This is a genomic window from Marinomonas sp. 63XJN7_9_ISO-PGPR-S23-217 (assembly GCF_056173515.1).
This window is the reverse complement of sequence record NZ_CM149678.1, coordinates 4,754,927-4,779,035: the sequence shown is the minus strand read 5'-3', so window position 1 is coordinate 4,779,035 and position 24,109 is coordinate 4,754,927. Positions and strand designations below refer to the sequence as shown.

At 44.3% G+C, this 24,109-nt stretch carries 23 protein-coding genes; 18 read left to right on the top strand and 5 right to left on the bottom strand.

Annotated elements, in window-relative coordinates; all coding sequences use genetic code 11:
* Positions 1-112: 112 nt before the first annotated feature.
* Together AC0VYI_RS22220 and AC0VYI_RS22215 are read left to right on the top strand one after the other, a co-directional pair.
* The gene (locus AC0VYI_RS22220) at positions 113-448 is read left to right on the top strand and encodes a hypothetical protein (RefSeq protein WP_199478452.1); all 336 of its coding nucleotides are present in this window, start codon (positions 113-115) and stop codon (positions 446-448) included.
* A 12-nt stretch (positions 449-460) separates the two neighbouring features.
* Positions 461-1,432, top strand: coding sequence for an alpha/beta hydrolase (locus AC0VYI_RS22215; RefSeq protein WP_475445673.1), 972 nt, complete (start codon positions 461-463; stop codon positions 1,430-1,432).
* Positions 1,433-1,557: 125 nt separating this feature from the next.
* On the opposite strand, the gene AC0VYI_RS22210 is transcribed toward AC0VYI_RS22215, so the two are convergent.
* Positions 1,558-1,914 carry a hypothetical protein gene (locus tag AC0VYI_RS22210; protein ID WP_475429748.1) on the bottom strand — a complete coding sequence of 119 codons (357 nt, stop codon included), beginning with the start codon at positions 1,912-1,914 and terminating at the stop codon, positions 1,558-1,560.
* Positions 1,915-2,484: 570 nt separating this feature from the next.
* Between AC0VYI_RS22210 and AC0VYI_RS22205 the strand changes: the two genes are divergently transcribed.
* The 8 genes from AC0VYI_RS22205 to AC0VYI_RS22170 all read left to right on the top strand — a co-directional run bounded on the left by AC0VYI_RS22205 (position 2,485) and on the right by AC0VYI_RS22170 (position 10,493).
* A complete protein-coding gene (locus tag AC0VYI_RS22205) occupies positions 2,485-3,411 on the top strand; it encodes a LysR family transcriptional regulator (RefSeq protein ID WP_475445671.1) in 927 nt (308 codons plus the stop codon).
* A 127-nt stretch (positions 3,412-3,538) separates the two neighbouring features.
* Positions 3,539-4,963 carry an FAD-dependent tricarballylate dehydrogenase TcuA gene (tcuA, locus tag AC0VYI_RS22200; protein ID WP_475445669.1) on the top strand — a complete coding sequence of 475 codons (1,425 nt, stop codon included), beginning with the start codon at positions 3,539-3,541 and terminating at the stop codon, positions 4,961-4,963.
* A gap of 42 nt (positions 4,964-5,005) precedes the next feature.
* Complete coding sequence (gene tcuB, locus AC0VYI_RS22195) at positions 5,006-6,139, top strand: tricarballylate utilization 4Fe-4S protein TcuB (RefSeq protein ID WP_475445667.1); 1,134 nt, start codon at positions 5,006-5,008, stop codon at positions 6,137-6,139.
* 234 nt (positions 6,140-6,373) lie between these two features.
* Positions 6,374-7,390 (top strand): TRAP transporter substrate-binding protein, encoded by a 1,017-nt coding sequence (locus AC0VYI_RS22190; protein ID WP_475445665.1) that lies wholly within the window; start codon positions 6,374-6,376, stop codon positions 7,388-7,390.
* 27 nt (positions 7,391-7,417) lie between these two features.
* A complete protein-coding gene (locus AC0VYI_RS22185; RefSeq protein WP_199478765.1) occupies positions 7,418-7,936 on the top strand; it encodes a TRAP transporter small permease in 519 nt (172 codons plus the stop codon).
* A 94-nt stretch (positions 7,937-8,030) separates the two neighbouring features.
* Complete coding sequence (locus tag AC0VYI_RS22180; RefSeq protein ID WP_475445663.1) at positions 8,031-9,323, top strand: TRAP transporter large permease; 1,293 nt, start codon at positions 8,031-8,033, stop codon at positions 9,321-9,323.
* A gap of 227 nt (positions 9,324-9,550) precedes the next feature.
* Positions 9,551-9,991, top strand: coding sequence for a hypothetical protein (locus AC0VYI_RS22175; protein WP_475445662.1), 441 nt, complete (start codon positions 9,551-9,553; stop codon positions 9,989-9,991).
* 43 nt (positions 9,992-10,034) lie between these two features.
* Positions 10,035-10,493, top strand: coding sequence for a hypothetical protein (locus AC0VYI_RS22170; protein ID WP_475445660.1), 459 nt, complete (start codon positions 10,035-10,037; stop codon positions 10,491-10,493).
* A gap of 1,048 nt (positions 10,494-11,541) precedes the next feature.
* On the opposite strand, the gene AC0VYI_RS22165 is transcribed toward AC0VYI_RS22170, so the two are convergent.
* From AC0VYI_RS22165 to AC0VYI_RS22155, 3 genes are all read right to left on the bottom strand, one after another.
* The gene (locus tag AC0VYI_RS22165) at positions 11,542-12,579 is read right to left on the bottom strand and encodes a DUF2955 domain-containing protein (RefSeq protein ID WP_475445658.1); all 1,038 of its coding nucleotides are present in this window, start codon (positions 12,577-12,579) and stop codon (positions 11,542-11,544) included.
* The gene (locus AC0VYI_RS22160) at positions 12,540-13,445 is read right to left on the bottom strand and encodes an HlyD family secretion protein (protein WP_475445656.1); all 906 of its coding nucleotides are present in this window, start codon (positions 13,443-13,445) and stop codon (positions 12,540-12,542) included. The genes AC0VYI_RS22165 and AC0VYI_RS22160 overlap by 40 nt, the downstream gene beginning before the upstream one ends.
* A 113-nt stretch (positions 13,446-13,558) precedes the next feature.
* Positions 13,559-14,977: a coniferyl aldehyde dehydrogenase gene (locus AC0VYI_RS22155; protein WP_475445654.1), complete on the bottom strand. Its 1,419-nt coding sequence runs from the start codon at positions 14,975-14,977 to the stop codon at positions 13,559-13,561.
* Positions 14,978-15,093: 116 nt separating this feature from the next.
* Here AC0VYI_RS22155 and AC0VYI_RS22150 point away from each other — a divergent pair, with 116 nt between their 5' ends.
* The 6 genes from AC0VYI_RS22150 (at position 15,094) to dnaJ (ending at position 21,779) form a co-directional block, all read left to right on the top strand.
* Complete coding sequence (locus AC0VYI_RS22150) at positions 15,094-15,981, top strand: LysR family transcriptional regulator (RefSeq protein WP_475445652.1); 888 nt, start codon at positions 15,094-15,096, stop codon at positions 15,979-15,981.
* A gap of 161 nt (positions 15,982-16,142) precedes the next feature.
* Positions 16,143-16,976: an oxidoreductase gene (locus tag AC0VYI_RS22145; RefSeq protein ID WP_475445650.1), complete on the top strand. Its 834-nt coding sequence runs from the start codon at positions 16,143-16,145 to the stop codon at positions 16,974-16,976.
* 9 nt (positions 16,977-16,985) lie between these two features.
* The gene (locus AC0VYI_RS22140) at positions 16,986-17,573 is read left to right on the top strand and encodes a TetR/AcrR family transcriptional regulator (RefSeq protein ID WP_475445649.1); all 588 of its coding nucleotides are present in this window, start codon (positions 16,986-16,988) and stop codon (positions 17,571-17,573) included.
* A gap of 247 nt (positions 17,574-17,820) precedes the next feature.
* On the top strand, positions 17,821-18,399 hold the full coding sequence (gene grpE / locus AC0VYI_RS22135) for a nucleotide exchange factor GrpE (RefSeq protein WP_475445647.1): 579 nt from the start codon (positions 17,821-17,823) through the stop codon (positions 18,397-18,399).
* 100 nt (positions 18,400-18,499) lie between these two features.
* A complete protein-coding gene (dnaK, locus tag AC0VYI_RS22130) occupies positions 18,500-20,431 on the top strand; it encodes a molecular chaperone DnaK (RefSeq protein WP_475445645.1) in 1,932 nt (643 codons plus the stop codon).
* A 220-nt stretch (positions 20,432-20,651) separates the two neighbouring features.
* On the top strand, positions 20,652-21,779 hold the full coding sequence (gene dnaJ / locus AC0VYI_RS22125; RefSeq protein ID WP_199478376.1) for a molecular chaperone DnaJ: 1,128 nt from the start codon (positions 20,652-20,654) through the stop codon (positions 21,777-21,779).
* 131 nt (positions 21,780-21,910) lie between these two features.
* On the opposite strand, the gene AC0VYI_RS22120 is transcribed toward dnaJ, so the two are convergent.
* Positions 21,911-22,522, bottom strand: a complete 612-nt coding sequence (locus AC0VYI_RS22120; protein ID WP_199478375.1) for a uridine kinase family protein — start codon at positions 22,520-22,522, stop codon at positions 21,911-21,913.
* 328 nt (positions 22,523-22,850) lie between these two features.
* On the opposite strand from AC0VYI_RS22120, the gene AC0VYI_RS22115 reads away from it, so the two are divergent.
* The gene (locus AC0VYI_RS22115; protein ID WP_475445643.1) at positions 22,851-23,480 is read left to right on the top strand and encodes a uridine kinase; all 630 of its coding nucleotides are present in this window, start codon (positions 22,851-22,853) and stop codon (positions 23,478-23,480) included.
* Between the two features lie 49 nt (positions 23,481-23,529).
* Positions 23,530-23,859: a DUF3392 family protein gene (locus AC0VYI_RS22110; protein ID WP_475445641.1), complete on the top strand. Its 330-nt coding sequence runs from the start codon at positions 23,530-23,532 to the stop codon at positions 23,857-23,859.
* Positions 23,860-24,109: the final 250 nt, after the last annotated feature.

The window sequence follows — 24,109 nt, the reverse complement described above, 5'->3', positions numbered from 1 at the left end:
ATGACATATCGAATAAATATAAAAACAGGAGATAAATATGAAACGTTTTTTTGCTGGGTTACTTGCTGCAAGTATCTTAACCACGGCATTAGTTTATGGGTAGGAGATAGGTATGCCTGTTATTAAAATTTTTTATGCAGAAACGCTTGATGGAACGATTCGAGAAAATCAGGAATTTATTCAGGAAGGGCTAGAGAGAATGATGCGAGAAGTTTTGCATGCTAATCCTGCTAAATGTCAGATAGTGCTCTTGAGTTCTACTTTTGTAAGTCCTCTACCTGTTTATGTAGATATGCAATTTAGGGCAACTGAATATCGACAATCCATTGTTGTAGAAGAAGCGATGGATCAAGTTGTCAGTGTATTTAGGCAGGTCTCTCCAACTGGGATTAGAATCCGCGCGTTTTCAATTGATCAAACAACACTTTACGCTCGTGATGTTGAGTGAAGGGGAAATATTATGGGTAACAATGAGTTAAATTCTCTCAATCTAGCTGAAATTGGTAGTTTTTTTTCAGGTGGCAAAATAGTTACACTGGCTGGGCAGCCAGCTCGTAAAGTACAGGTCGCAAGAAATGCGGAAGCTCGCTTAGTCGATCTTAACGGCGACTATGTAACGGGGCAAATTTATGTCCAATATGTTCGTCAAGTTCAGCCGAAATGTAATAGTCCAATTATGTTTTGGCATGGTGGAGCGATGACAGGAGTGACTTGGGAGACTACTCCAGACGGTCGACCTGGCTGGCAAATGTATTTTTTGCGTAGAGGGTTTGATACATATGTATGTGATGCAGTTGAACGAGGGCGAGCGGGGTGGTCTCCTTATCCAGAAATATACGATACAGCCCCCATTTTCAGAACACGAAATGAAGCATGGGAACTATTTAGATTCGGTAAAAGTGATCACTACTCAAGTGATGCAGATCCAAGTCAAGGATATGAGGGACTAAAATTCCCGTTAAATAGTCTCGACCATTTCTGTTCACAATTTGTGCCGCGCTGGACGGATCATGCATCTATTACATTAGAGGCATATTACTCAGCATTAGAGAAAATAGGTCCTGTGTGGCTAGTAGCTCATAGCCAAGGCGGAAATTTTGCACTTGAAGCTGTTGCCAAACGTCCTGATCTATTTCTAGGAGTGGTCGTTGTTGAACCTGCATCAGCACCTGACAAGTTAGGACTTGCCAATCAGGTACCTCATTTGTTTGTGTGGGGAGATTACATTGATAGATCGGTTACTTGGCAAGGGTATAGGAAACAAGTTGACCAATACGTAGCGGAGCTGAAAGGCACCGGTGGTAATGTAAAAGTCATTGATCTCCCTAAACTGGGAATCTATGGTAATTCACATGTGCCAATGATGGATACCAATTCTGACGAAGTTGCTCATCACATCTATCATTGGATCCAATCCTGTATGTCTTGTTAGGTCAATGAATTAAATTTTTCTTCTGATTTTGGATGGAACTGGACTTTTCTTACTTGACTAGACACCCATTAGCATTAATGTCTAGTTAAAAAAGGTTTTTTATGAATTCCAGTCATTTACCATTCCTATCCAATCAAGACTTTAATAGCTTTCCATAGGTCTGCGCCTTTCTTTGTCAGGATTATTCGTTTGTTTTTGCCCTGATCAAGGAATGTTAGGAGTTCTAGGCCGTCCCTATCTCGGCTTTTTGAACCGGATGAAAGCTTCAAAAAAATGGATTGAACTCGCTTATACTCTGGATCGTATCCATCATCTGCATGAGAAAGTTGCATTAAAGTTGGTCGATCTGTTTGGGACTCAATGCTCATGGCTACATCGATAAAAAAATGCAGTTGTTTGACGCTGTGAATGCCGTAAAGCGCTGCGTTATCAAGAATGATTAGTAGCTGTGATGCGCTTAGTTTTAAATTCTCTTTATGCATTCAGTTTGCTTAGCCAAAATCAGAAGTATGCTGTCTAACTTTAGCTGGTAATTGCTTATTGCGCTATAGCCACATCAACTGTGGTTACATATCCTTCAAATAGTCTGATAACCTGAAGAAGATTATTTCTTTATTCGTTTTAATTTTATTTTTCCCATGTTTTTAGCCCCCATTTGTAGCGGGTTACAGCAGCGTTTTGTCTTCGTTAAAATTACATCAAGTCAGTAATCTAATGCAATCAGAGTGTAGGCAAGTGGTGTGGAGGCGAAGACAAAAACCAATGACTTACTTCTAACTCATTGACTTTAGTGTGTTAAAGTTGTCTGTCTTTAGTTGCTAAAACTGAAAGTAGCTGAAAGGTCGACTTTAAAGCGTTTTCATGTTCAATTGCAGCGAATGGTGAACAAATATGCTGGAAAGTCTTACGTTCAGCGGATAGGCGTTTTCTAAGTGCTTTGAAGTAGTTGATTGTTGACCCTGCAAGAGAAGAAAACTTTCTCCGAACGATAGAAGGAATAAAATAGAAGGAATAAACAAGCTTCAAAACATAAAAACAAAGGTGAAAGAGCGATGGAACTTCGACAGTTTAGGTACTTTTTAAAGGTCGTTGAATGCGGCAGTTTAGGTAAGGCCGCCCTTGAGTTGGACGTCGGTACTTCTGCGTTAAGTCAGCAAATATCAAAATTGGAAAACGAACTTGCCACACGGCTACTTAACAGGACATCAACGGGGGCTCTTCCGACGAGTGCAGGCATTGCATTTATGCATCATGCTCAACTTGCCATAAGGCAAGCAGAGCAGGCAGCCATGGCGGCTCAAAAAGAGCGAACCAGTGGCTATGTCAGTATCGGCATGCCACCGACGACGGCTACCGTTCTTGCTCTCCCTCTAATTCGCGCAATGCGAGAGAACTATCCTCATATCCATCTTCATATAATAGAGATGCTATCTGGACATTTAGAAAATATGCTGAATACGCGACAGCTAGATTTGGCAATATTATTTCATAAAGAGACGGTTCATCGTTGGAGTACAAAAGCGTTACTCGATGAAGAGTTATTCCTCATCTCTTCACCAGAAGACTTAAATGCATCTGGTGCCTTGTCTCCCGTACATATCAAAAATTTAGCGGATATAAAGCTGATCATGCCAAGTGGGCAACATGGATTGCGGACCAGTTTGATGGCTGCTTTTGAACGATACAATATTCACCCCAATATCATTATGGAAATTGATGGGCTTACGCTTCTAATGGACACGGTTCACCAAGGCTTTGGGGCAACCATTCAACCCGGAGCGGCTGCCGCTCGCTTTGGTAAAAACGGATTATCTATCCGCCGCATTGAAGATAACCAATTAATTCGTCGAAACTATCTGGTCAGTTTACCTGACGATGACCTTTCTCCGAGTGCGCTGGCGGCTCGTGCAACCATTATCAAGGTGACCAAAGATTTAGTGAATAGCGGTATCTGGTCTGGGGCAAACTGGATCGGTTAGCATGAAAATGGGGTTTAATTTTTCTAAATACCTACCTGCAAAACCGCACTGTCGATGACTGCTTTCGCACAATAGTATTTCTCCGATACTGAAAAGCTATGCTGCTTCTCATGTAATAGGAGAGCTTATGATCGATGTTCTGGTTATTGGCGGTGGTAACGCCGCTCTGTGCGCCGCCCTGATGGCCCGTGAAGCGGGGGCTAGCGTCTTGTTGCTTGAGGCTTCACCACGTGAGTGGCGGGGTGGTAACTCTCAGCACACCCGAAACCTAAGGTGCATGCACGATGCCCCCCAAGATGTACTGGTTGACGCCTATCCAGAAGAAGAATTCTGGCAAGACCTGCTGAAGGTGACGGACGGCAAGACCAACGAAGAGCTGGCTCGATTGGTGATCCGAGAATCGTCCACCTGTCGGGATTGGATGCGTCAACACGGTGTTCATTTTCAACCGCCTCTTTCCGGTGCTCTGCATGTCGCACGTACTAATGCGTTTTTTATGGGGGGCGGAAAAGCTCTGGTCAACGCCTACTATCGAAGCGCTGAGCGGTTAGGTGTGCAAATCCGATATGAAACCCCTGTTGAAGATTTAGAAATCAAAGATGGACGGTTTGTCGCCGCATTGATTCCTGAGCGCCAAGTAAATGGTGTCCACTTTGCGGCAGAACGTATCGAAGCCAAAAGCTGCGTGTTAGCTGCGGGTGGATTCGAATCCAATCGAGATTGGTTACGCGAAGCTTGGGGGCAAAATGAACGGGGTGAATACCCGTCCGATAACTTTTTGATTCGTGGTACTCGTTTCAATACCGGAACATTACTCAAACGTATGCTCAGCCTCGGCGCTGACCGCATAGGAGACCCAACGCAAGCTCATATGGTCGCCATTGATGCTCGTGCTCCTTTATACGATGGCGGCATCTGTACACGTATCGACTGTGTATCCCTCGGTGTTGTGGTGAATAAAGAGGGTGAGCGTTTCTACGACGAGGGAGAAGATTTCTGGCCTAAGCGTTATGCAATATGGGGGCGCCTAGTGGCCCAACAGCCAGAGCAAATAGGTTTCTCTATCATAGACAGTAAAGCGGTTGGTCACTTCATGCCACCAGTGTTTCCCGGCAGTAAAGCCGATTCATTAGAACAACTCGCTGATCAACTAGAGCTTCCCCGCGAGACCTTCTTGCGCACTCTTCAACGCTACAATAAAGCCTGCCGCTCCGGTTCTTTCGATCATACGAAATTGGATGATTGTGCGACAGAAGGAATCTCACCTGCCAAAACTCATTGGGCTCGTCCTATTGATACGCCACCGTTTTACGGCTATGCCCTCAGGCCGGGAGTGACGTTCACTTATCTAGGGCTCAAGACGGATGCAACCGCAGCCGTACGTTTTGCTAATCAACCGAGTAAAAACTTGTTTGTCGCAGGGGAGATGATGGCTGGAAACGTACTTGGTAAGGGTTATACCGCAGGTGTTGGTATGTCGATTGGCACCGCTTTTGGCCGCATCGCAGGCCACAATGCAGCCTTATCCTGCTTGGACAGACAGCCCGTTTAGATTGCCTGAATATATGACTAATAGAGAATAAGAGAATTTATCATGAGCGCTGAAAGTAACCTGATTCCGCTATTAAACACCGCCGAAGAAGACGTCAACCGACAGATGCAAATCTGTAATGCCTGTCGCTACTGTGAGGGCTTTTGTGCTGTTTTCCCTGCCATGACACAGCGCTTGGAGTTTAATAAAGCCGATATTCATTATCTAGCCAATTTGTGCCATAACTGCGGAGCTTGTTTGCATGCTTGCCAATACGCGGCGCCACATGAATTTGATGTCAATATACCTCGAGCTATGGCCAAAGTACGTCTGCAAACCTATATAGACTTCGCTTGGCCCAAAAAACTAGGCGCGCTATATCAGCGCAATGGCGTGACTCTCGCCTTGTCCAGTGGGTTGGCACTCTGCCTTTTTCTAATTCTCACCTTGTTAATACAGGGCAACCTCTTCACAAAAATTGAAGGGGGAAATTTTTACCATATATTCTCACATAACACCCTAGTTGCCCTGTTTGGCTCAGTGTTTGTTTTTTCTATTCTGGCATTGTTAGTGGGAGTCGTTCATTTCTGGCGAAAAGTGACGCCAAAAGAGGAGAAACGACAGCAAGAACCTTTACCTGCCATGCTACAAGCTGGTAAAGCGGCCTTAACACTTAAGTACTTAGATGGAGGCCATGGACAAGGGTGTAATAATGAAGATGATGCCTACACATTATCTCGTCGCCGTTTCCATCACTTGACCTTTTATGGCTTCATGCTCTGCTTCGCAGCCACCTCAGTGGCGACTCTTTACCACTATATCGGGTGGGAAGCGCCATATCCTGTCTTCAGTTTACCCGTCATGCTGGGAATTATCGGTGGTTTAGGCTTGCTGGTGGGGCCTGCTGGACTACTTTATCTAAACTATAAGCGACATCCCGATCATGGGGACCAAGCTCAGCGTCCCATGGATCGTGCCTTTATCGTTCTGCTATTCATGATTAGCTTAACTGGTTTATTGCTGCTTTGCGTCAGAGAAACCACCTTGATGCCACTCATGCTTACGTTGCATCTCGGCTTTGTCATGGCCTTCTTCCTGACAATGCCATACAGCAAATTCGCACATGGTTTCTATCGTAGTGCCGCACTTTTCAAGTCATATCTTGAGCGTTTTAAAGAGAAAAAAGCCAAACAATAAAAATTATAACTAAATAACAGTGATTATCGTACATACAAGTAATGAAAAAACTAATGCTGGACATAAAAAATGTCTGGAACTGTAATTTAAGAAATGTGTGATATTTATAATGGAAGGTAATGGGGTTATTGATAATGATATTCAAATTCTAATTAAAAACTCGGTGGTACTAATAATTAATTTAGTATGATCTATTGCAATAAGCTAAAAGAAAATAATAAAAAGGAGTTCGCCATGATAAATAAATGCCTTAAACTTTTATTAAGCATGTCTATTGCTGTAATATCTATTTTAGGATTGACTTCAACGAGTGCTTTCGCATCCGATTTAACCGTGCGGTTTGCATGGTATATGCCACCGCATACTGCTACAGCGAATCAAGCAGAGACCATTGCAAAAAACATCAAAGAAATGAGCCATGGTAGCATTAAAGTGCTTACCTATCCTTCTGGCTCTCTCCTCAAAGCCTCTAACATCGCCAATGGTTTAGCAAATAACACGGCTAATATGGGCATTAATGCCATGCACTGGTGGTCTAAATATGCGCCAGCGCTACAGTGGGATACCATTCCTTTTCTTGCACCAAATGCGCCAACATTACTAAAAGCGTTACATGGTAAGCTGGGTAAAGATGTCGATGCTATTATGGAAAAACACGGTGTCCATGTTGTTGCTTGGGGCTTCTATGGTTATGCCACTTCTTATATCAATAACAAAAAACCCATCGTTACTCCAAGTGACTTAAAAGGGTTAAGAATGCGCTCTGAGGGCAGCCTTTCTGCTATGTTCCTTAAGAGCCAAGGCGCCACTCCAGTTGCCATGGACTCCAGTGAAGTCTATACCTCTATGCAACGAGGCGCTTTAGATGGCGCAACATCGGGTCTATCGACCATCACGTCACGTAAATGGTTTGAAGTAGGTAAATACGTTACCGCAATCCACTATGTACCTTTGGTTTACCCTGTTCAAGTCAACCTACAATGGTGGAAAGGACTAACCCAACAACAGCGTGACGTGATCACCAAAGCGGCCAAGGCATCCGAAAAAGCAGCCGTACAAGACATTGAAAATGAATTTACTAATGATATCAAGTTCCTGAAATCTAAAGGCAACCAAGTCACGCAATTAACTGGTAAGCAGTTAACGCCTTGGAAAGAAACCGCTGGTGTCATGGAGCGTAAACTGTATCTTAAAGAAACAGGGGCAACTGGTCAGAAAATTTTGGATGACCTAAAACCCTACAGCAACTAACACGCCTCCTTTTTCTAGGTAAATTCAATGACACATCCAACTGAGACATCCCCATTTGGCCGCTTGGTCAAATGGGTAAGGGATTTAACGGGAGGGCTGGCTAAATTAGTCAGCATCATCGCGGCACTATCCCTCATCTTATTATCCATGTCCATCATTGCTGGTATTGTCCTGCGCATGATGAACATAGACAATTCTTGGACTTACGACCTCGATTTATTTTGTCTAATTTGGTTAGCCTTTACGGGCACAGTTGCGACGGCAATGGGCCGCCATCATGTGACAGCAGGCATTGCCATAGAAAATCTAATCGGGCGGGGAAAGCTACTGATCATTCTGCGCTTTTTAATTCTGTTTAGCTTTTTGTGTTTTATGTCGTACGCAGGCTTTTTGCAGGCATTAGACAGCTTCACCATGCAAGAAATTACCTTAGACGTGGTTCAGTGGCCAGTGTGGGTTGCGAAGGCGGCTGTTCCCATTGGGATTGGTGTCTGGGCGGTGGCTGAATTACATAAGTTCATACTGGATATCAGCCAAACCGATTAAAGACATTGCTACATCACATGCTTCATTAAATTCGCGACTTCGTGAAAAGGTCTCGATTGATGAGTATTTGACAAATAATTATTGGAACTCATAAATGACCTTTACGATCACTCTGTGTGCCTTGGCGGCACTCATGATTCTGGGATTGCCAATCTCCGTATCACTACTGATTAGTGGTATGCTTGGTTACATGATTACCATTGGTGTTGGGCCTGGCATTAACGCGCTCACACAAACGGCCTACAGTGACCTCAACTCTTTTGTTATTATTGCCATTCCGCTCTATATCTACATGGGCCAGCTCATGCTCAAGGGGGGAGCAGGGAAAGATTTATTTAGCTTTGCTCATCGCATAACAAGAAAACTTCCTGGTGGTCTCGCCATCGCTGCCACCTTAGCCAGTACTATATTTGCCGCGATCTCAGGCTCCTCCACGGCCACTGCTGCGACCATCGGCTCGATTAGTATTCCAGAGATGCGTGAGCGTGGTTACCCAAAACGACTCAGTGCCGGCTGTGTTGCCGTATCGGGTACATTAGGGATTTTGATACCGCCAAGCATTTCGTTCATTCTCTATTCATTAGTTACCAATAGCTCTGTTAACCAGTTGTTTTTAGCAGGCATTATTCCCGGCTTAATGTTGGCTGGATTGTTTTCTCTCTATTCCATCTATGCCATGCGTAAGCATCCCATTAACCCTACAAATAGCGAGCAATCGGCAGAGGCGAAAGCCCCTATCACCTTCGATATGATTGCCAGCTTGTTATTGATTCCAGTGGTGTTGGGCGGGATCTATACGGGATTATTCACCCCAACAGAAGCCGCTGGTGTCGGGGTGATCTATGCCCTATTACTGACCATATTTGTTAAGCGCAGTTTATCACTTAAACTCTTCTGGCAAGCCACCATGGCCAGTGTCGAAACCAGTGCGATGATACTAATGTTAATCGCAGGGGCATCCGTATTTGGTAACACTCTGTCACTTCTGCAAGTGCCTCAAGACGTAGCACAATGGATAGATTCACTGAATTTATCCGCCATTCAGTTTTTAATCTTAATCAACATCCTTTACTTAATACTGGGTATGTTTATGGATGCGGCCGCAGCGATTCTTGTCACGGTCCCCATTCTGTTACCAGCACTACAAGCATTGGATATCAACCTTGTCTGGTTTGGCGTGATTCTGGTTATCAATATGGAAATCGGTGCCGTGACGCCACCTGTTGGCATGAATCTATTTGTAGTCAAAGCCATCTGTGAAGATTACACCATTAAGGACGTACTGGTAGGTGCCTTTCCTTACGCCATGATGGGATTGTTAGGTTTGACTCTAATTATGATATTTCCTGATATCGCTATATGGCTACCAAGCCTTTCAAAAAATTAAATACGACTTTAGACGACCTACTCGGTCGTCTAAAGAGTCAAAAAATGTACTTATATAGCGCTAAAGAAGTCAGGCGAGCGACTTCTTATCAAATTAGACAAAGTATTGTATCCTTTCTAACCCTCTACTCAAGTTCAAAAAGTGGCGTTATTCACGAGAATGTCAAAAGACTCTCAAAAGGTAATCAAATAGCCATCAGCATTATTCATTAAGAAGAGAACTTGATTATGTTTTTAGCTTGTATCACTGGTGTATTATGGACCATAGGCTGTACTCTATCGATTATTTTTGTGATAGTTGCAGAAGGAGTTGAAGCTGCGGGTGAGAATATGAAATTTATCGCGATTGGGATGCTTTTTTATATAGTTGTTCTCCAAATATTTAACATATTAATGCTTCGTTTTTTTAGTTGGGCTCGCTGGGCAGTGGTTGGTTTTAGCGTTTTTTCTATTGCTCTGATGATCTTTGCTATGATCAACTTCACGGGTCTAAATGCAGTAGTGCATTATATGGCTTTCGCTAACCTTATTGCAGCCGTTTGGTCATGTTTCTATTACTCATCTTCCTTATGGGTGAAGTTTATACGCAAGCAAGCAGCGAAATACCAAACTGTGCATGGCTATGACCCTATTCAATGGCGAAAGGATAACTCTAGAAGACTGTTCTGATAGTTAACGTTTTATTAAAGTGAAAGGGTGACGTAGCGAGGGAATGATGTTTTTGTTTTGTATCTCTAGTCTTCTATGGACGATTGGCTGTGGTTTGTCAGTTTTTTTTGTACTACTTGTTGTAGGCGTCGAAGCGACAGACGAAAATATGAAGTTGATTGTGTATGGAATGATTGTTTATATCTTAGTACTTCAAACATTTTTCATTTTAATGCTTCGCTATTTTAACTGGGCGCGTTGGTCAATGGTTGGTGTGAGTTTTCTTTCTATTATTCTGATGATCTTTGCTATTATCAAATTTAGTAGTTTAAATCCTGACATATATTATCCTTCTATATACTATCTTGGCAGTGTGAATCTTATAGCAGTCACTTGGTCATGCTTTTATTTTTCTTCTTCTTTATGGGGCAAGTTTATCCGACGACAAGCTGCTAAGTACCAAGCTGTACATGGTTACGATCCTATTCAATGGCGAAAGGATAACCCTAGAAGGCTGTTCTGATAGTAAACGTTTTATTAATATGCAAGGGTGATGTTGCGAGGAAATGATGTTTTTATACAGTGTCACAGCCGTGTTATGGACAGTAAGTTGCGTTATGGTTATACCATCCCTCTTTGCTATATCTCACTTAGAACTCACGGATGACTCTATATCATGGCTTATATTTGGAATGATTTTTTATATCGTGATTCTCCAAGTGCTAAATATTTTGATGCTTAGATACTTTAGATGGGCGCGACGAACAATGGCGGCTCTTAGTTTTCTTTCTGTTATTCTGATGGTATTCGCTATTATCAATTTTACAGGTATGAACGCTGCTGTGCATTATATGGCTTACGCCAACCTTATCGCTGCAGCATGGTCATGCTTTTATTTTTCTTCTTTTTTATGCGTCAAATTACTTAAAAATCATGCTCAAAAATACCAATCTATCCATGGCTATGACCCTATTCAATGGCGAAAGGACAATCCTAGAAGGCTGTTCTGACAGTTAACGTGTTATTAAAATGCAAGGGTGATGCTGCGAGGGAGTTATGTTTTTATTCTGTACCACCGGTGTGTTATGGAGCTTGAGTTGCCCTTTATCGATTATTTTTGTCATACTTACTTCAGGCGTTGAAGCCACAGAGGAGAATGTGGCGTTTATCGCATATGGAATACTTTTTTATATGTTGATTCTCCAAACATTAAATATCTTAATGCTTCGTTACTTTAGGTGGCCTCGATGGTTCATGGTCGGTTCTAGTTGTCTTTCTATTATTCTTATGATCTTTGCTATCATCAATTTCAGGGTGCTAAATCCCGAAATATATTATCCCTCTATATACTATGTGGCTAGTGTGAACCTTATTGCAGTCGTTTGGTCTGGCTTTTATTACTCATCTTCCTTATGGGTGAAGTTTATACGCAAGCAAGCAGCGAAATACCAAGCTATCCACGGCTACGATCCTATTCAATGGCGAAAGGATAACCCTAGAAGACTGTTCTGACGATAGGGTAAGTTGATGACATTCACTTAAGAATTGCCACCGTAAAAAGGTGGCTTTGCTTAGGTTGAAGTCTGTGATTTTTTACCTTGCCCAAGGCGGTTTAGCCAATGGGCCAACGCATAAATGATTAGTAAGGCGATGATCAGTTCCACGGCACGTAGGGCAATCGAATGTAACCCAAAATCGTTACCGTTTTTTGCCACATAAAGTTGATAGGGAATCAAAAAGCCCATTAACGCGTCCGCGTGAATCGCTCTGTCTCCCGCTTCAGAATAGTGACTCCAATATAAAATCAAATACACCAATAGGAAGGAGATAACAAAATAGGTGTATACATCCACCTCGGTACCGGAATAGATCAGCGAGGCGATGACCGCTAAGCTGCAGCCTCCGACTTGGGCGAGAATCTTTTCAATCGCATGTTGTTTCATGTGCGCGTGCGTTGGTTGCATGGCAGAGGTGATCAAAGGCACAAGGCAAAACACGGCGCTGGTGACTTCATTGATCATGATGAAGGCTAAGCCGCCCCCAACCAATATCAGCATTTTTAGGCGATCCGTTCCATAGACGGGTTGGGGGACAACGACGGGCTTGGGTGGTTGTGCTTTCACAGGCATCAGGTGATTGACCAAACTGGCGACTAATGCGGCTAAAAAGGCGCTTAGCACCACGTCGCGAATAATGTTCGGAATGGCTAAAATGTACCCCGAGCTGTTGCTATAGGTGGTAATAAAAATGATCATGAATAAAGGCAAGGTGGCCATGCGAATCCGTAGGTTGTTATCCGCATGACGGCGTACATGATCAAAATACACGATGCAGCAGGTCCAGATAATAAAGGGGTGGTCAGCAAAGAGCTGGTTTACAAACACGGCCCCCACTGCCGCCGCCACAGAAGGCATTAAACGTTGTAATAGATGTGTTAGATGTTTAGAAAAACTGGTGGTCGCCACGACAATGGCGAAGAGCACCACATAGACGCTGACATTTAAATGCAGCATTTTACTCAGCATCAAGCACAGTACAATGATTAGCGTTTTACGAATCAGCTCGTACATTAATAGACGTACCTCATCCAGCTCAATATCGTCATCCAAATATCGGAAATATGATCCTTATCACGCACCATGACACTGGCTCGGCTACCTGCTACCAGCGGAGAGGGCGCATGATCTACCCGAATGCGTACGCGGATTTGTTGTTGTGGGTGAATCCAACGGGTTTCACTATCGACTTGCGCAAGTGAAGTGGCGCTTTCTGCTCCCACTAATATTGCTGGATCAATGGAGCTAATATGGCCGTGAAACACGCGATCGGGATAGGCATCAAAGACAATGTTGACTTCACGATTGGGGGTTAAAACGGGTAAACCTTTTTCGGTAAAATCGGCGGCGAGCCAGAATTTTTTCCGGTTAATAATGTGTACCAGCGTTGAAGATGGCGTGACATACATACCAACTTGATAGGCTAAATTCGTCACTACACCAGGTTCAGCGGTGATAATCTTGGTATGGTCTAGATTGCGTTGCGCTATCTGTAAAGTGGCTTGTGCCGCTTGCACGTTAGCCGCCGCGCTTTGCTCGTTGGCTGTGGCTTCATCCAATTTTTCTTTGCTGGTCAAAGACGATTTATTCAAGGTTGCTATTCGTTTTAAGTACAGCTTAGTTTGCTGCCATTGGCTTTGTGCTTGATGTAGGTTGGCTCGAGCTTTGTTGACGGCCAGCTGATATTGGCTGGGATCTAGTTGAAATAAGGTTTGTCCAGCGCTAACTGTTTCGCCTTCTTTTACCAAGACTTGTTCAATGTTGCCTGAGACTTGAGGAGATAAATTTAAGATCGAGGTTTTGACTCTGGCCAGCGTGGTGAAAGGGATATCGTTATCACTGATTACCAAAAAGACGCTGAAACCAATCGCTAATATCAGGACAAAAGAGGTTAGATAAGCATAAATATCGCGTTTCATATAAGGGCCTGTGTGAAATAAAAATCCCCTCGCATGTTGGCTATACCGTAAACAGGCGAGGGGGGATTGAGCAGCGTATGACGTCAAGCGCCAGCGTCTACCATTGCTTGATGTTAGCTATTAAAGAACGCTTCTAGATCAGCCATCTTATCTGCGTATGGGGCCCGTAAACGTAAGTTTGACGTGCCTTGTTCGCTTTGCGTGACGACTGGTTTCGCATGGGAAAATTGGCGAAAACCATGAATGCCGTGATACGCGCCCATACCTGAGGGTCCTACACCGCCGAATGGCAGTTCATCAATGGAAACGTGGGTCATGACATCGTTAATGACTAAGGCGCCGGAGGTTGTTTGCTGGGCAAATTTCTCTTGGGCTGCGGTGTCTTCATTAAAGTAATAGGCTGCCAAAGGCCTTGGGTGTGCATTGATGTAGTGAACGGCATCGCTTTCTTCTTGATAAAGACGAACCGGTAACAGTGGGCCAAAAATCTCTTCTTGCATAATGGCCATGTCATCGGTCGCACCAAGTACTAAATGCGGTGCGATTTTGCGGTTATTCGCATCGTATGCGGGCTCATTTTCTGCGCCTAGATTGACCACTTCGGCGCCTTTTTGGCGGGCATCTTCCAGCAAATTCACCAAGCGTTGGTAATGACGCTCATTAATAATGGCAGTGTAATCAGGGTTTTGCTGAATGGTTGGGAAAGTACGTGCCATAAAGTCGATAGACAAATCTTTGAATGCCTGACGCTGATCTTCATGCAGTAAAACATAGTCTGGTGACAAGCAAATTTGCCCAGAGTTAAAGGTTTTAATGGTCAGTGTGCGCTCTGCGGCTTTGGTTAGGTCTGCTTGCTTCGCCACCATCACAGGGGATTTACCCCCTAATTCTAGGGTGACAGGCACTAAGTTTTCCGCTGCGGCGCGCATAACGTGTTTGCCCACTGCGGTGCTGCCGGTGAACACCAAATGATCGAAGGGTAAGCCACTAAACGCTTGACCCACATCGGCGTCCCCTAATACGACGGTTAACTCGTCATAGCTAAAGTAACGGCCTACCAATTCAGCCAATAACTCAGAGGTCTTGGGGGTTAATTCAGACGGTTTGAGCATGGCGGTATTACCTGCGGCAAAAATACCGGCTAAAGGACCAAAGGCTAGATTGATTGGAAAGTTCCATGGGCTGATGACGCCAATGACACCTAAGGGTTGAAATTGAATTTCTGTATGCATTTCTGGGTCGGGTGCCGTGGTTTGTTCTGCTTGCATCCAGCTGTCTAGGTTGTTGATGGCATGTTGTAACAGGCCGCAGCTAGTGGCTAGGTCTGCAATGGTGGTCTGGTAAGCGCTGCGATGACCAAAGTCTTCATTCATCGCATTAACCAGTGCCTTATGATTATCGCGAATCAGTTTTAAGCTACGTTGTAAGCGGTCTTTGCGCAATTGAGCGGACGCTGGGCCTGCGTTTAGTTGCTGGCGTTTCATACTGTTAAGAACCGTCTCAAGCTCGCTTTTGATTGTATCCTGTGACATACATCCCCCTTTATTTGGGTTGCTTGTTTTCGATGGGGGCATGGTAGAGGTGATTGTGGTCTAAGGGGTAACAATGTTATTTTGCATGGGGTATAAATAAATTTATGGGGTGGTAAATGTCATTACCGAGAATGCGAACCTTTATGGAGGTGTTCCGTCAACGTTCGATCAGTGGTGCAGCACGCTCATTGAATTTAACGCAGCCTGCCGTGTCACAACATATTGCAGGCTTGGAAGTCGCTATTGGTCGGCCTTTGTTTGAGCGTTCACCCACCGGGGTTGAGCCCACGTCCGCTGCCGTCGAGTTGGCGATGGATATCGGTGACAAACTGGATGCCGTCGAGGCCGCTTTGGCCTCGGCACGAGCCCGATCCATGGACATTTCTGGTGTGCTGCAAATTGTTGGTCATGCGGATTTTATGGCTGAAATTCTCAGTGAGCGATTATTGCCCTTGCTCGAGGCGGGCGTGAAAATGCGCATGCATACGGGGAATGGCAATATGGTGTCCAGTATGTTGCTAGAAGGTCACTGTGATTTGGGAATTTCAGCACACCCTGTGATAGATAGTCGTCTAAAGAGCGAGCGGATTTATACCAGTCGAGTATTGCCTGTCGCCTCACCACAGGTTGCTGCGCGCTTAACATCGGCGCCGGACTTCGCCTCTGCCATACGCGCTGAACCTTTATTAGCCTACAACTTGGAGTTGTCCTTGGTGGATTCATGGTTGCAGAAAAACCACATTAGTATCGAAGGATTGGTGCCGGCGATGGTCGGTCAAGATTTACGAGCCCAGCGTAAGTTACTGTCTCAAGGGTTTGGCTGGTCGGTCATGCCAGAGTTTTTATGCCAAGAGCAAATTCTCAGCGGACAATTAATGGAAATTCCCTCACCCGTTGGGACGCGCGACATTCAATATTTTTTAATCTGGTTACCCAGCGCTTTACGCCAAGTGCGTGTCGCGCACGCAAGACAAGCTCTACTTAGGCCACTGCGAGAACCGTAATCGCCCAGTCGATAAAGCAAATATCTGAGGTGTAGGAGCGGCTTATGGGTCATGAAATGCTTCTCAACGTAAATGTTTAGTCAATTAACATTTTTTGTTTTTTTTATAAACTAAACGTTTAGTATCTAAGTTATCCATGACGCAAATATGAGGTCTTGCTAATGATTAATACTGACAAGAAAGTTTGGTTTATTACTGGCGCTTCTCGAGGGCTGGGCAAAGAGATGGTCGTGGCGGCTCTGGAAGCCGGTGACTCGGTTATTGCTGGTGTTCGTAATATAATGAAGGCCAATGACTTGCCTAAGAATGATCAATTGAGAGTCGTTCAGCTTGATGTGACGCAACAGGCGCAAGCGCAAAAGGCGGTTGAAGCCGCTATGAATCACTTTGGTCGCATTGATGTGGTGGTCAATAATGCTGGCTATGGTCTCCTCGGCGCGGTGGAAGAAACTTCCGCTGAGCAAGTTCGCGATATCTTTGCCACCAATGTTGAAGGCCCACTCAATATTATCAGAGCAGCTTTACCTATCCTGCGACAGCAAGGTAGCGGGCACATTATCAATATTTCCTCTCTTGGGGGCTTTGCTGCCTCTGCTGGAAATGGAGTTTATGGTGCATCAAAGTTTGCTATTGAAGGTATATCGGAAGCTCTCGAAAAAGAAGTTAAGCACTGCGGTATTAAGGTAACGCTTATCGAGCCAGGCATGTTTAGAACGGAGTTTTTGAGTGGAAAGTCTATTCAAATCGCGGCAAAGCAATTCACTGAATACGACCGTGTTATTAATCGAAACAGAGCCAAAGAAGCCCATGGTTCTCAATTAGGAGACCCTAAAAAAGCCGCAGCAGTTATAAGAGAAGTTGTCTCCTTAGCTTCTCCACCATTAAGGCTTCCACTGGGTGAGGATGCCGTGAAAAGAGTTCGAGATAAGCTTAACTACGTTGAGCAAGAGCTTGAGTTATACCGTGCGATGAGTTTATCGACAAATATTGAGTAGAGTTTATATATGAATAAAAGTGACGCACCTAATCGCGGGCGCCCCCGTAGTGAGCAAGCAAGACAAGCCATTTTAACCGCAACATTGGCGCTTACTCGCCATGAAACCTTGCGAAGTATCACGGCCGAGGCCATCGCTAAAGAGGCGGGGGTGAGTAAGGCGACGCTCTATAAATGGTGGCCAAATAAGGTGGCAATATGTCTTGATGCGTTTTCTGAACTCATGGCAAAAGAAGTCACCATACCGAACCATCATTCTGTTCGTCTGGATTTTATCGACGAGCTACAAGCAATGATCCGTTTCTATTTATCGGATCAAGGGCGCCTTTTCAGAGAATTCATTGCAGAAAGCCAATATGACTGCCAGATACAGCAGGAATTTCGAATTAGATTTCTAGAGGGGAGACGAAAAGCCTGCAAAGTGATTTGGGAGCGGGCGGTTCAGCGCGGTGAAGTCAATGAACAAATCGATGTCGACATCGCGATGGATCTTATCTATGGACCGGCTATTTTTCGGCTGTTTACCAATCATGCTCCCCTTAATCACTCAATAGCAGAGCAAATAGTCAATGCTGTGATTTATGGAATTAAACGCTAGGATAGTAGCCCAATAGCCATGTCTTGCTTATAACCCATTGAATAAAATCTATTTTTCCATATCACGTTAATGGCATATGTTTGGCTTATCCATTCTATGGTTTGTCGGTGGTTTTGCCTTATTTTGGCTTTTGCTCCAATGACCGTAAATTCCCCCTAAATTTATACGGTCTTGGTGTTGAAAGGTTAGAAGCTGGCCCCATATACCCAGCACAGAGAAAGAATTGTTTCTGTTATTTGGAGTAAATATGAGTGATCAGCAAAAAAATCCTAATCTAGAAGCGGAGCAAGATTTGAAAAGCGAAGCGCAAAACGAAACAGTAGAAGAACTTTTAGAGCCTGAAGCTGAGGTGTTTGAAACCGAGCCAGCAAACGACGAGCTTGCCAAAGCACTTGAAGAGGTCGCGCAATACAAAGAAGCGGCTCTCCGTGCTCAAGCAGATGCCCAAAACGTGCGTCGCCGTGCTGAGCAAGATGTAGAAAAAGCACATAAGTTTGGTGTGGAAAAATTTGCTAAAGCCATTGTGAATGTGGCAGACAACCTAGAACGTGCTTTGGCGTCTGCGCCAGCATCAGGTGAGCCTGACCCTGTTCGCGAAGGGGTTGAGTTGACGTTGAAAGACTTGCTTGAAACCCTCGCCCGTTTTGAGGTGAAGAAGGTTGACCCACATGGTGAACCCTTCAACCCTGACTTGCACCAAGCGATGACTATGGTGCCAAATCCCGACCTTGAGCCCAACACGGTAATGGATGTTGTGCAAAAAGGTTACACGCTTCATGGTCGCTTACTTCGTCCAGCGATGGTCGTTGTTTCAAGCGCAGCATAAAGACCGTCATTTTTTTGACACTGATCGGTTGAAAAGCTCAGAAGCGTACCCAAATACAGAATTATCATCGTCATAAACGAATTTATTGGAGATACAGACCATGGGTAAAATCATTGGTATTGACTTAGGTACAACAAACTCTTGTGTTGCCGTATTGGATGGCGACAAATCTCGTGTTATTGAAAATGCTGAAGGTGATCGCACCACGCCTTCCATCGTTGCCTTTACTGAAGACGGCGAAATCTTGGTAGGTCAATCTGCAAAACGTCAAGCCGTTACTAACCCTACAAACACTTTGTTCGCGGTTAAGCGTCTGATTGGTCGTCGCTTTGACGATAAAGTCGTACAAAAAGACATCTCCATGGTGCCTTACAAAATCATCAGCGCTGACAATGGCGACGCATGGGTTGAAGTAAAAGGCGATAAGAAAGCGCCACCACAAATCTCTGCTGAAGTTCTTAAAAAAATGAAGAAAACAGCGGAAGACTACCTAGGTGAGAAGGTAACTGAAGCGGTTATCACCGTACCTGCTTACTTTAATGACTCTCAGCGTCAAGCAACAAAAGACGCCGGTAAAATTGCGGGTCTTGAAGTAAAACGTATTATCAACGAGCCAACCGCCGCTGCATTGGCATACGGCCTAGATAAAAGCTCTGGCGATTCTACTATCGCGGTTTATGACCTTGGTGGTGGTACATTCGATATTTCTATCATCGAAATCGCCGATGTGGATGGTGAGAAACAATTCGAAGTATTGTCTACCAACGGTGATACGTTCCTAGGTGGTGAAGACTTCGATATGCGCGTTATCGAATACTTGGCCGCTGAATTTAAGAAACAGTCTGGTATCGATTTACACAACGATCCATTAGCGCTACAACGTTTGAAAGAAGCGGGTGAGAAAGCGAAAGTTGAGTTGTCTTCTTCTTCTCAAACAGAAGTGAACTTACCTTACATCACAGCGGATGCCTCTGGTCCTAAACACTTGAACGTGAAATTAACGCGTTCTAAGTTGGAGTCTTTGGTAGAAGATTTGGTGTTGAACTCTCTTGAGCCTTGCCGCCAAGCCCTTAAAGATGCCGATCTTTCTGCTTCTGACATCGACGAAGTCATCTTGGTGGGTGGTCAAACTCGTATGCCTTTGGTGCAAGCGAAAGTAACTGAGTTTTTTGGAAAAGAGCCACGTAAAGATGTGAACCCAGACGAAGCCGTTGCTATCGGTGCCTCTATCCAAGGTGCGGTATTGGCTGGTGATGTGAAAGACGTTCTTCTTCTAGACGTAACGCCTCTGTCTCTTGGTATCGAGACAATGGGTGGGGTGATGACGATTCTGATCGAGAAGAACACAACGATCCCAACGAAGAAATCACAAACCTTCTCGACTGCTGAGGATAACCAGAACGCAGTAACGATCCATGCGTTGCAAGGTGAGCGTAAACAAGCGGCTCAAAACAAATCTCTAGGTCGTTTTGACTTGGCGGATATTCCACCTGCACCACGCGGTGTGCCTCAAATCGAAGTAAGCTTCGATATTGATGCCAACGGTATCTTGAGCGTTTCTGCGAAAGACAAAGCAACCGGTAAAGAGCAGTCTATCGTCATCAAAGCGTCTTCTGGTTTGAGTGATGAAGAAGTAGAAAAAATGGTTCAGGATGCGGAAGCAAACGCGGAAGAAGATCGCAAGTTCGAAGAACTTGTACAAGTACGTAACACCGCTGATGGCATGATCCACGCAACTCGTAAAACCTTAGCAGATGCTGGCGATAAAGCGACTGCAGAAGAGAAAGAAGCAATTGAGAAAGCGATCACCGAATTGGAAGAAGCGCTGACTTCTAACGATAAAGAGAAGATCGAAGAGAAAACCAATGCGTTGACTCAAGCGTCTGGTACTTTGGCTCAGAAAATGTATGCCGAAGCTGAAGCAGCTCAAGCGGGCGGTGCCAAACCAGGTGCTGAAGACGCTGCTTCTAGCAAAACTCAGGACGATGCTGTTGATGCAGAGTTCGAAGAAGTAAAAGAAGAGAAAAAATAAGCCGTAACGCTTGTTTTTGTTGCCTTACTTCTAAGGTACATATGGCGGAACACGGTTTTAGGACCGTGTTTTGCTATTTGTAGCCCTCTAAAGTAATGGCAAATGATAGAAAGTATTGACCACTCAGATTTTTTGCATTCAGGCTTTGATGAGAGACGACTCATGAGGTTTGAATCAAGACTTTTATTACTAAGATTATTTGTATTCAGGAATGCCAGCGATGAGCAAAAGAGACTATTACGACGTTCTTGGGGTAGCCAGAGGCGCGGATAAGAAAGACATCAAAAAAGCTTATCGCTCCCTTGCGAATAAGTATCACCCTGATAAGAATCCAGACAATCCTGAGGCGCTGGATAAATTTAAAGAAGTAGCCGAAGCATACGAAGTTTTATCTTCCGATGAAAAACGCGAAGCTTATGATCGCTTTGGTCATGACGGTGTTAACGGTCAGGCTGGTGGCTTTGGTGGTGCTGGTGCAGGTGGTTTTAGCGATATCTTTGGTGATGTGTTTGGCGATATCTTTGGCGGCGGAGGTGGTGGCGGTCAAAGTCGTACACGCCGTGGTTCTGATTTACGCTACACCTTAGAGTTAGATCTAGAGCAGGCGGTTTGGGGGTGTGAAGAAAAAATCCGCATACCAACGCTTGTTAACTGTAAAACCTGTGATGGTTCTGGTGCGAAGAAAGGGTCTAAGCCAAAAACCTGTGGCACCTGTGGTGGTGCGGGTCAAGTTCGCATGTCACAAGGCTTTTTCTCTGTTCAACAAACCTGTCCAGAGTGTCACGGTGCGGGTCAAGTCATTAGCGATCCGTGTCCTGACTGCCATGGTCAGGGTCGTGTTCAAGAGTACAAAACGCTCAATGTTAAGATTCCTGCGGGCGTGGATACGGGGGATCGTATTCGTTTGTCAGGCGAAGGGGAAGCTGGAGCCAATGGTGGACCAGCAGGGGATTTATTTGTTCAAGTATCGGTAAAACCTCACCGTATCTTTGAGCGCGATGGTGCGAACTTGTACTGTGAAGTGCCTATTAGCTTTACCACTGCCGCGCTGGGTGGCGAAATCGATGTGCCGACATTAGATGGTCGTGTGCGCTTAAAAGTCACGCCAGAGTGCCAAAGTGGTAAGTTGTTCCGTCTTCGTAACAAAGGCGTGAAACCAGTGCGTGGTGGTCCAGTGGGCGATTTGATTTGTAAGGTGGCGGTAGAAACGCCCGTGAATCTAACATCTCGCCAGAAAGAGCTGTTGACCGAATTAGCCGAAAGCATGGGGGAAGGAACGGATCATTCTCCGAAACAGAAGAGCTGGTTTGATGGAGTGAAGCGTTTCTTTGATGATATAAAAAAGTAATCTCCGATACACATAAGTCGCTGTAAGCATACAGCGACTTATGTGTATTATCGCATAGTAACAATGAGCGAAAGAACGATTAAAAAAGGCATCATTTTAGGTGCCTTTTTTATTGGGCTTGTCAGCGTGTTCTAATTGGCGCCTTTCTTATTGAGCAGGGAGTCAATGTAGCTGCTAAGAAGATTGGCTGCATTGGTGAAGCTCTTATTATTTGGGATGATAAAATCGGCTTTCTCGCGAATATCCAAGGTTTTGAGGGAGGCTTGGCGTACGTGGCGCATGTATCGACTGGTGACTTCGTTGACATTGCGAGCTCGTTCAGCGATATCTCGCTTTAAGCGGCGTACAATGGCAATGTCCATATCGGTATCGACAAACAGTAGATAGTCTACTGCATCGCGAATGGCGGCGTCTTGGAACATCATATGTCCTTCTACGAGAACAACATCCGTTGGTGCTAAGTTACGATAGCCAACACGCTTGTGTTGTGAGTGATCGTATACTGGAATTTCATTAGGTTGCTGCTTGTTTTTGCAGTTATGAATGGCAAGGATGATACTTTCTAAATCTAAAGAGCTTAAATCATCAAAGTTGTAGACGTCTGGGTCAATGCTGCCGCAGCCATTGTAAAAGCTGTCTTGGCAAAGGACGGTAATGCGATCTTCTTTGCCTTCGGCTAAAAGAGAACATAGTCGACTTTTGCCACTGCCAGAAATGCCTGTTACGCCAATAACAAGTGCCATGTGTAATGTACCTCAATAATGTCTCGTAATCGTCTCTAAAATATTCTAAGTTGAATGTCTTAAAGGTGTTTGTTATGCCATTTTTTATTGCGTCTTGAGAGGGGAGTGAGATGCAATTTTTGCGCATTTTAGCAGATGTTCTGTAGTGTTGTCTGCTAGGTTGTTGACGCTGAAAAGTATTCGCCCAGTGGTGTTTTATGGCGATCAAATTTTTGAATGGTTTTGTATATTTTATGTTATGAAAGCGATAATTTATGTGTGATGAAGACACAAAACCACACAAGGAATGACCACCTACGAAATAGAATTAAAGGTACAATAGAAGAGAGTGGTTTTTGTTGATGGCCGAGTCTATTCATCGGCAGATTTAGATAGGTGTGAAGTGATGCGTTTGTGCTGGATTTCTAGGGTATTAGGCTGTGTTATGATGCTTGGTTTAGGCTCGTCAGCTGTATTTGCTGATGCTGCCTCAGAGCTTGAGAAACAGGCAACACCTCAGAATGGTGGGGCTGAGTTGTTTGGTCTCAAGGTGAACGATTTAAGTAAAAAAACGCTGGAGAAGCAGTTATCAAAAATGGGCTTACAGCCTTATCCTTCCTATAAAAAAGATGTGGTGTCTTACAGTCTTGGCCCAAAAGGTATTTTAGGGATTAAAGAACTGGATATCACCTTTAATGATTACGATTACATTCGTCACGCCAACTTGGCTGGGGTGGTTGAGAATACCCATGAGCGTCAGAAGCTGGGTGAGTTTCTGGAAAAAAAGTATGGCGAACCAAATGTCGGTTTTATCAAAAACGGCTATGGGCGTGCGAGGTGGTACTTTAAAGATGGCACTTATATCGAGCTGCATAACACGACATTTGATGTGTCGATCAGTTATGTCGATGAAGACCCTAAGGTACCATCAGAGTCCGGTACTATTGACGTCGAAGCCTTGTCAAAGCAAACTCAGTAAATTATTAAACGGGCCTTTGTATAAGGCCGCTTTTATCTGAGCTCTTGTCATGTTTCTGTTAGATTTGAATTTGCGTTTAGCGTATTTCCTGCAGCCTTACCTGCATTCTATCTCAGTTGCTCTGGTGGCAACTTGTCTGGTGATTTACGGTGATAAAGTCAATGGCTTTTTAAAAAGAGCAGTTGCCTCTTGGGTCTTTGTGGCTCGGGTGGCGGCGTTTATTTTGATGTGTGCCTTTGGCTATGGTTTGTTGGCCTTATGGAGTCAGCCTCTGGTGTTTTGGCTGATTACGAGAATTGATCTGATTTATCGTCCTGTTGTGTTGTTTGCTTGCTTTTGTTTATTGGGCATTTTGGCGGAGCGAAAGCGTCAGTTATAAAAAATAACATGAAATTTTCTCTCTTTTTTGGTTATCAAATTACGAAATTATCCTGTCATTTTCAGTCTTCTTTCCGTGAATGGCTTGTGAATGTAGTAAAGTTTCTAAGTGTCTGTTGTTTTCTCGTTATTTCCATTAAAAATTGAGTTAAATATCGGATTTTAAAGGGATTTCGTTGCCTTTTTACAATTTGTTTTTAGACGAAAGCGACGGTAGACTGCCCCCAATTCGACTCAATAGTGTCTTCTGG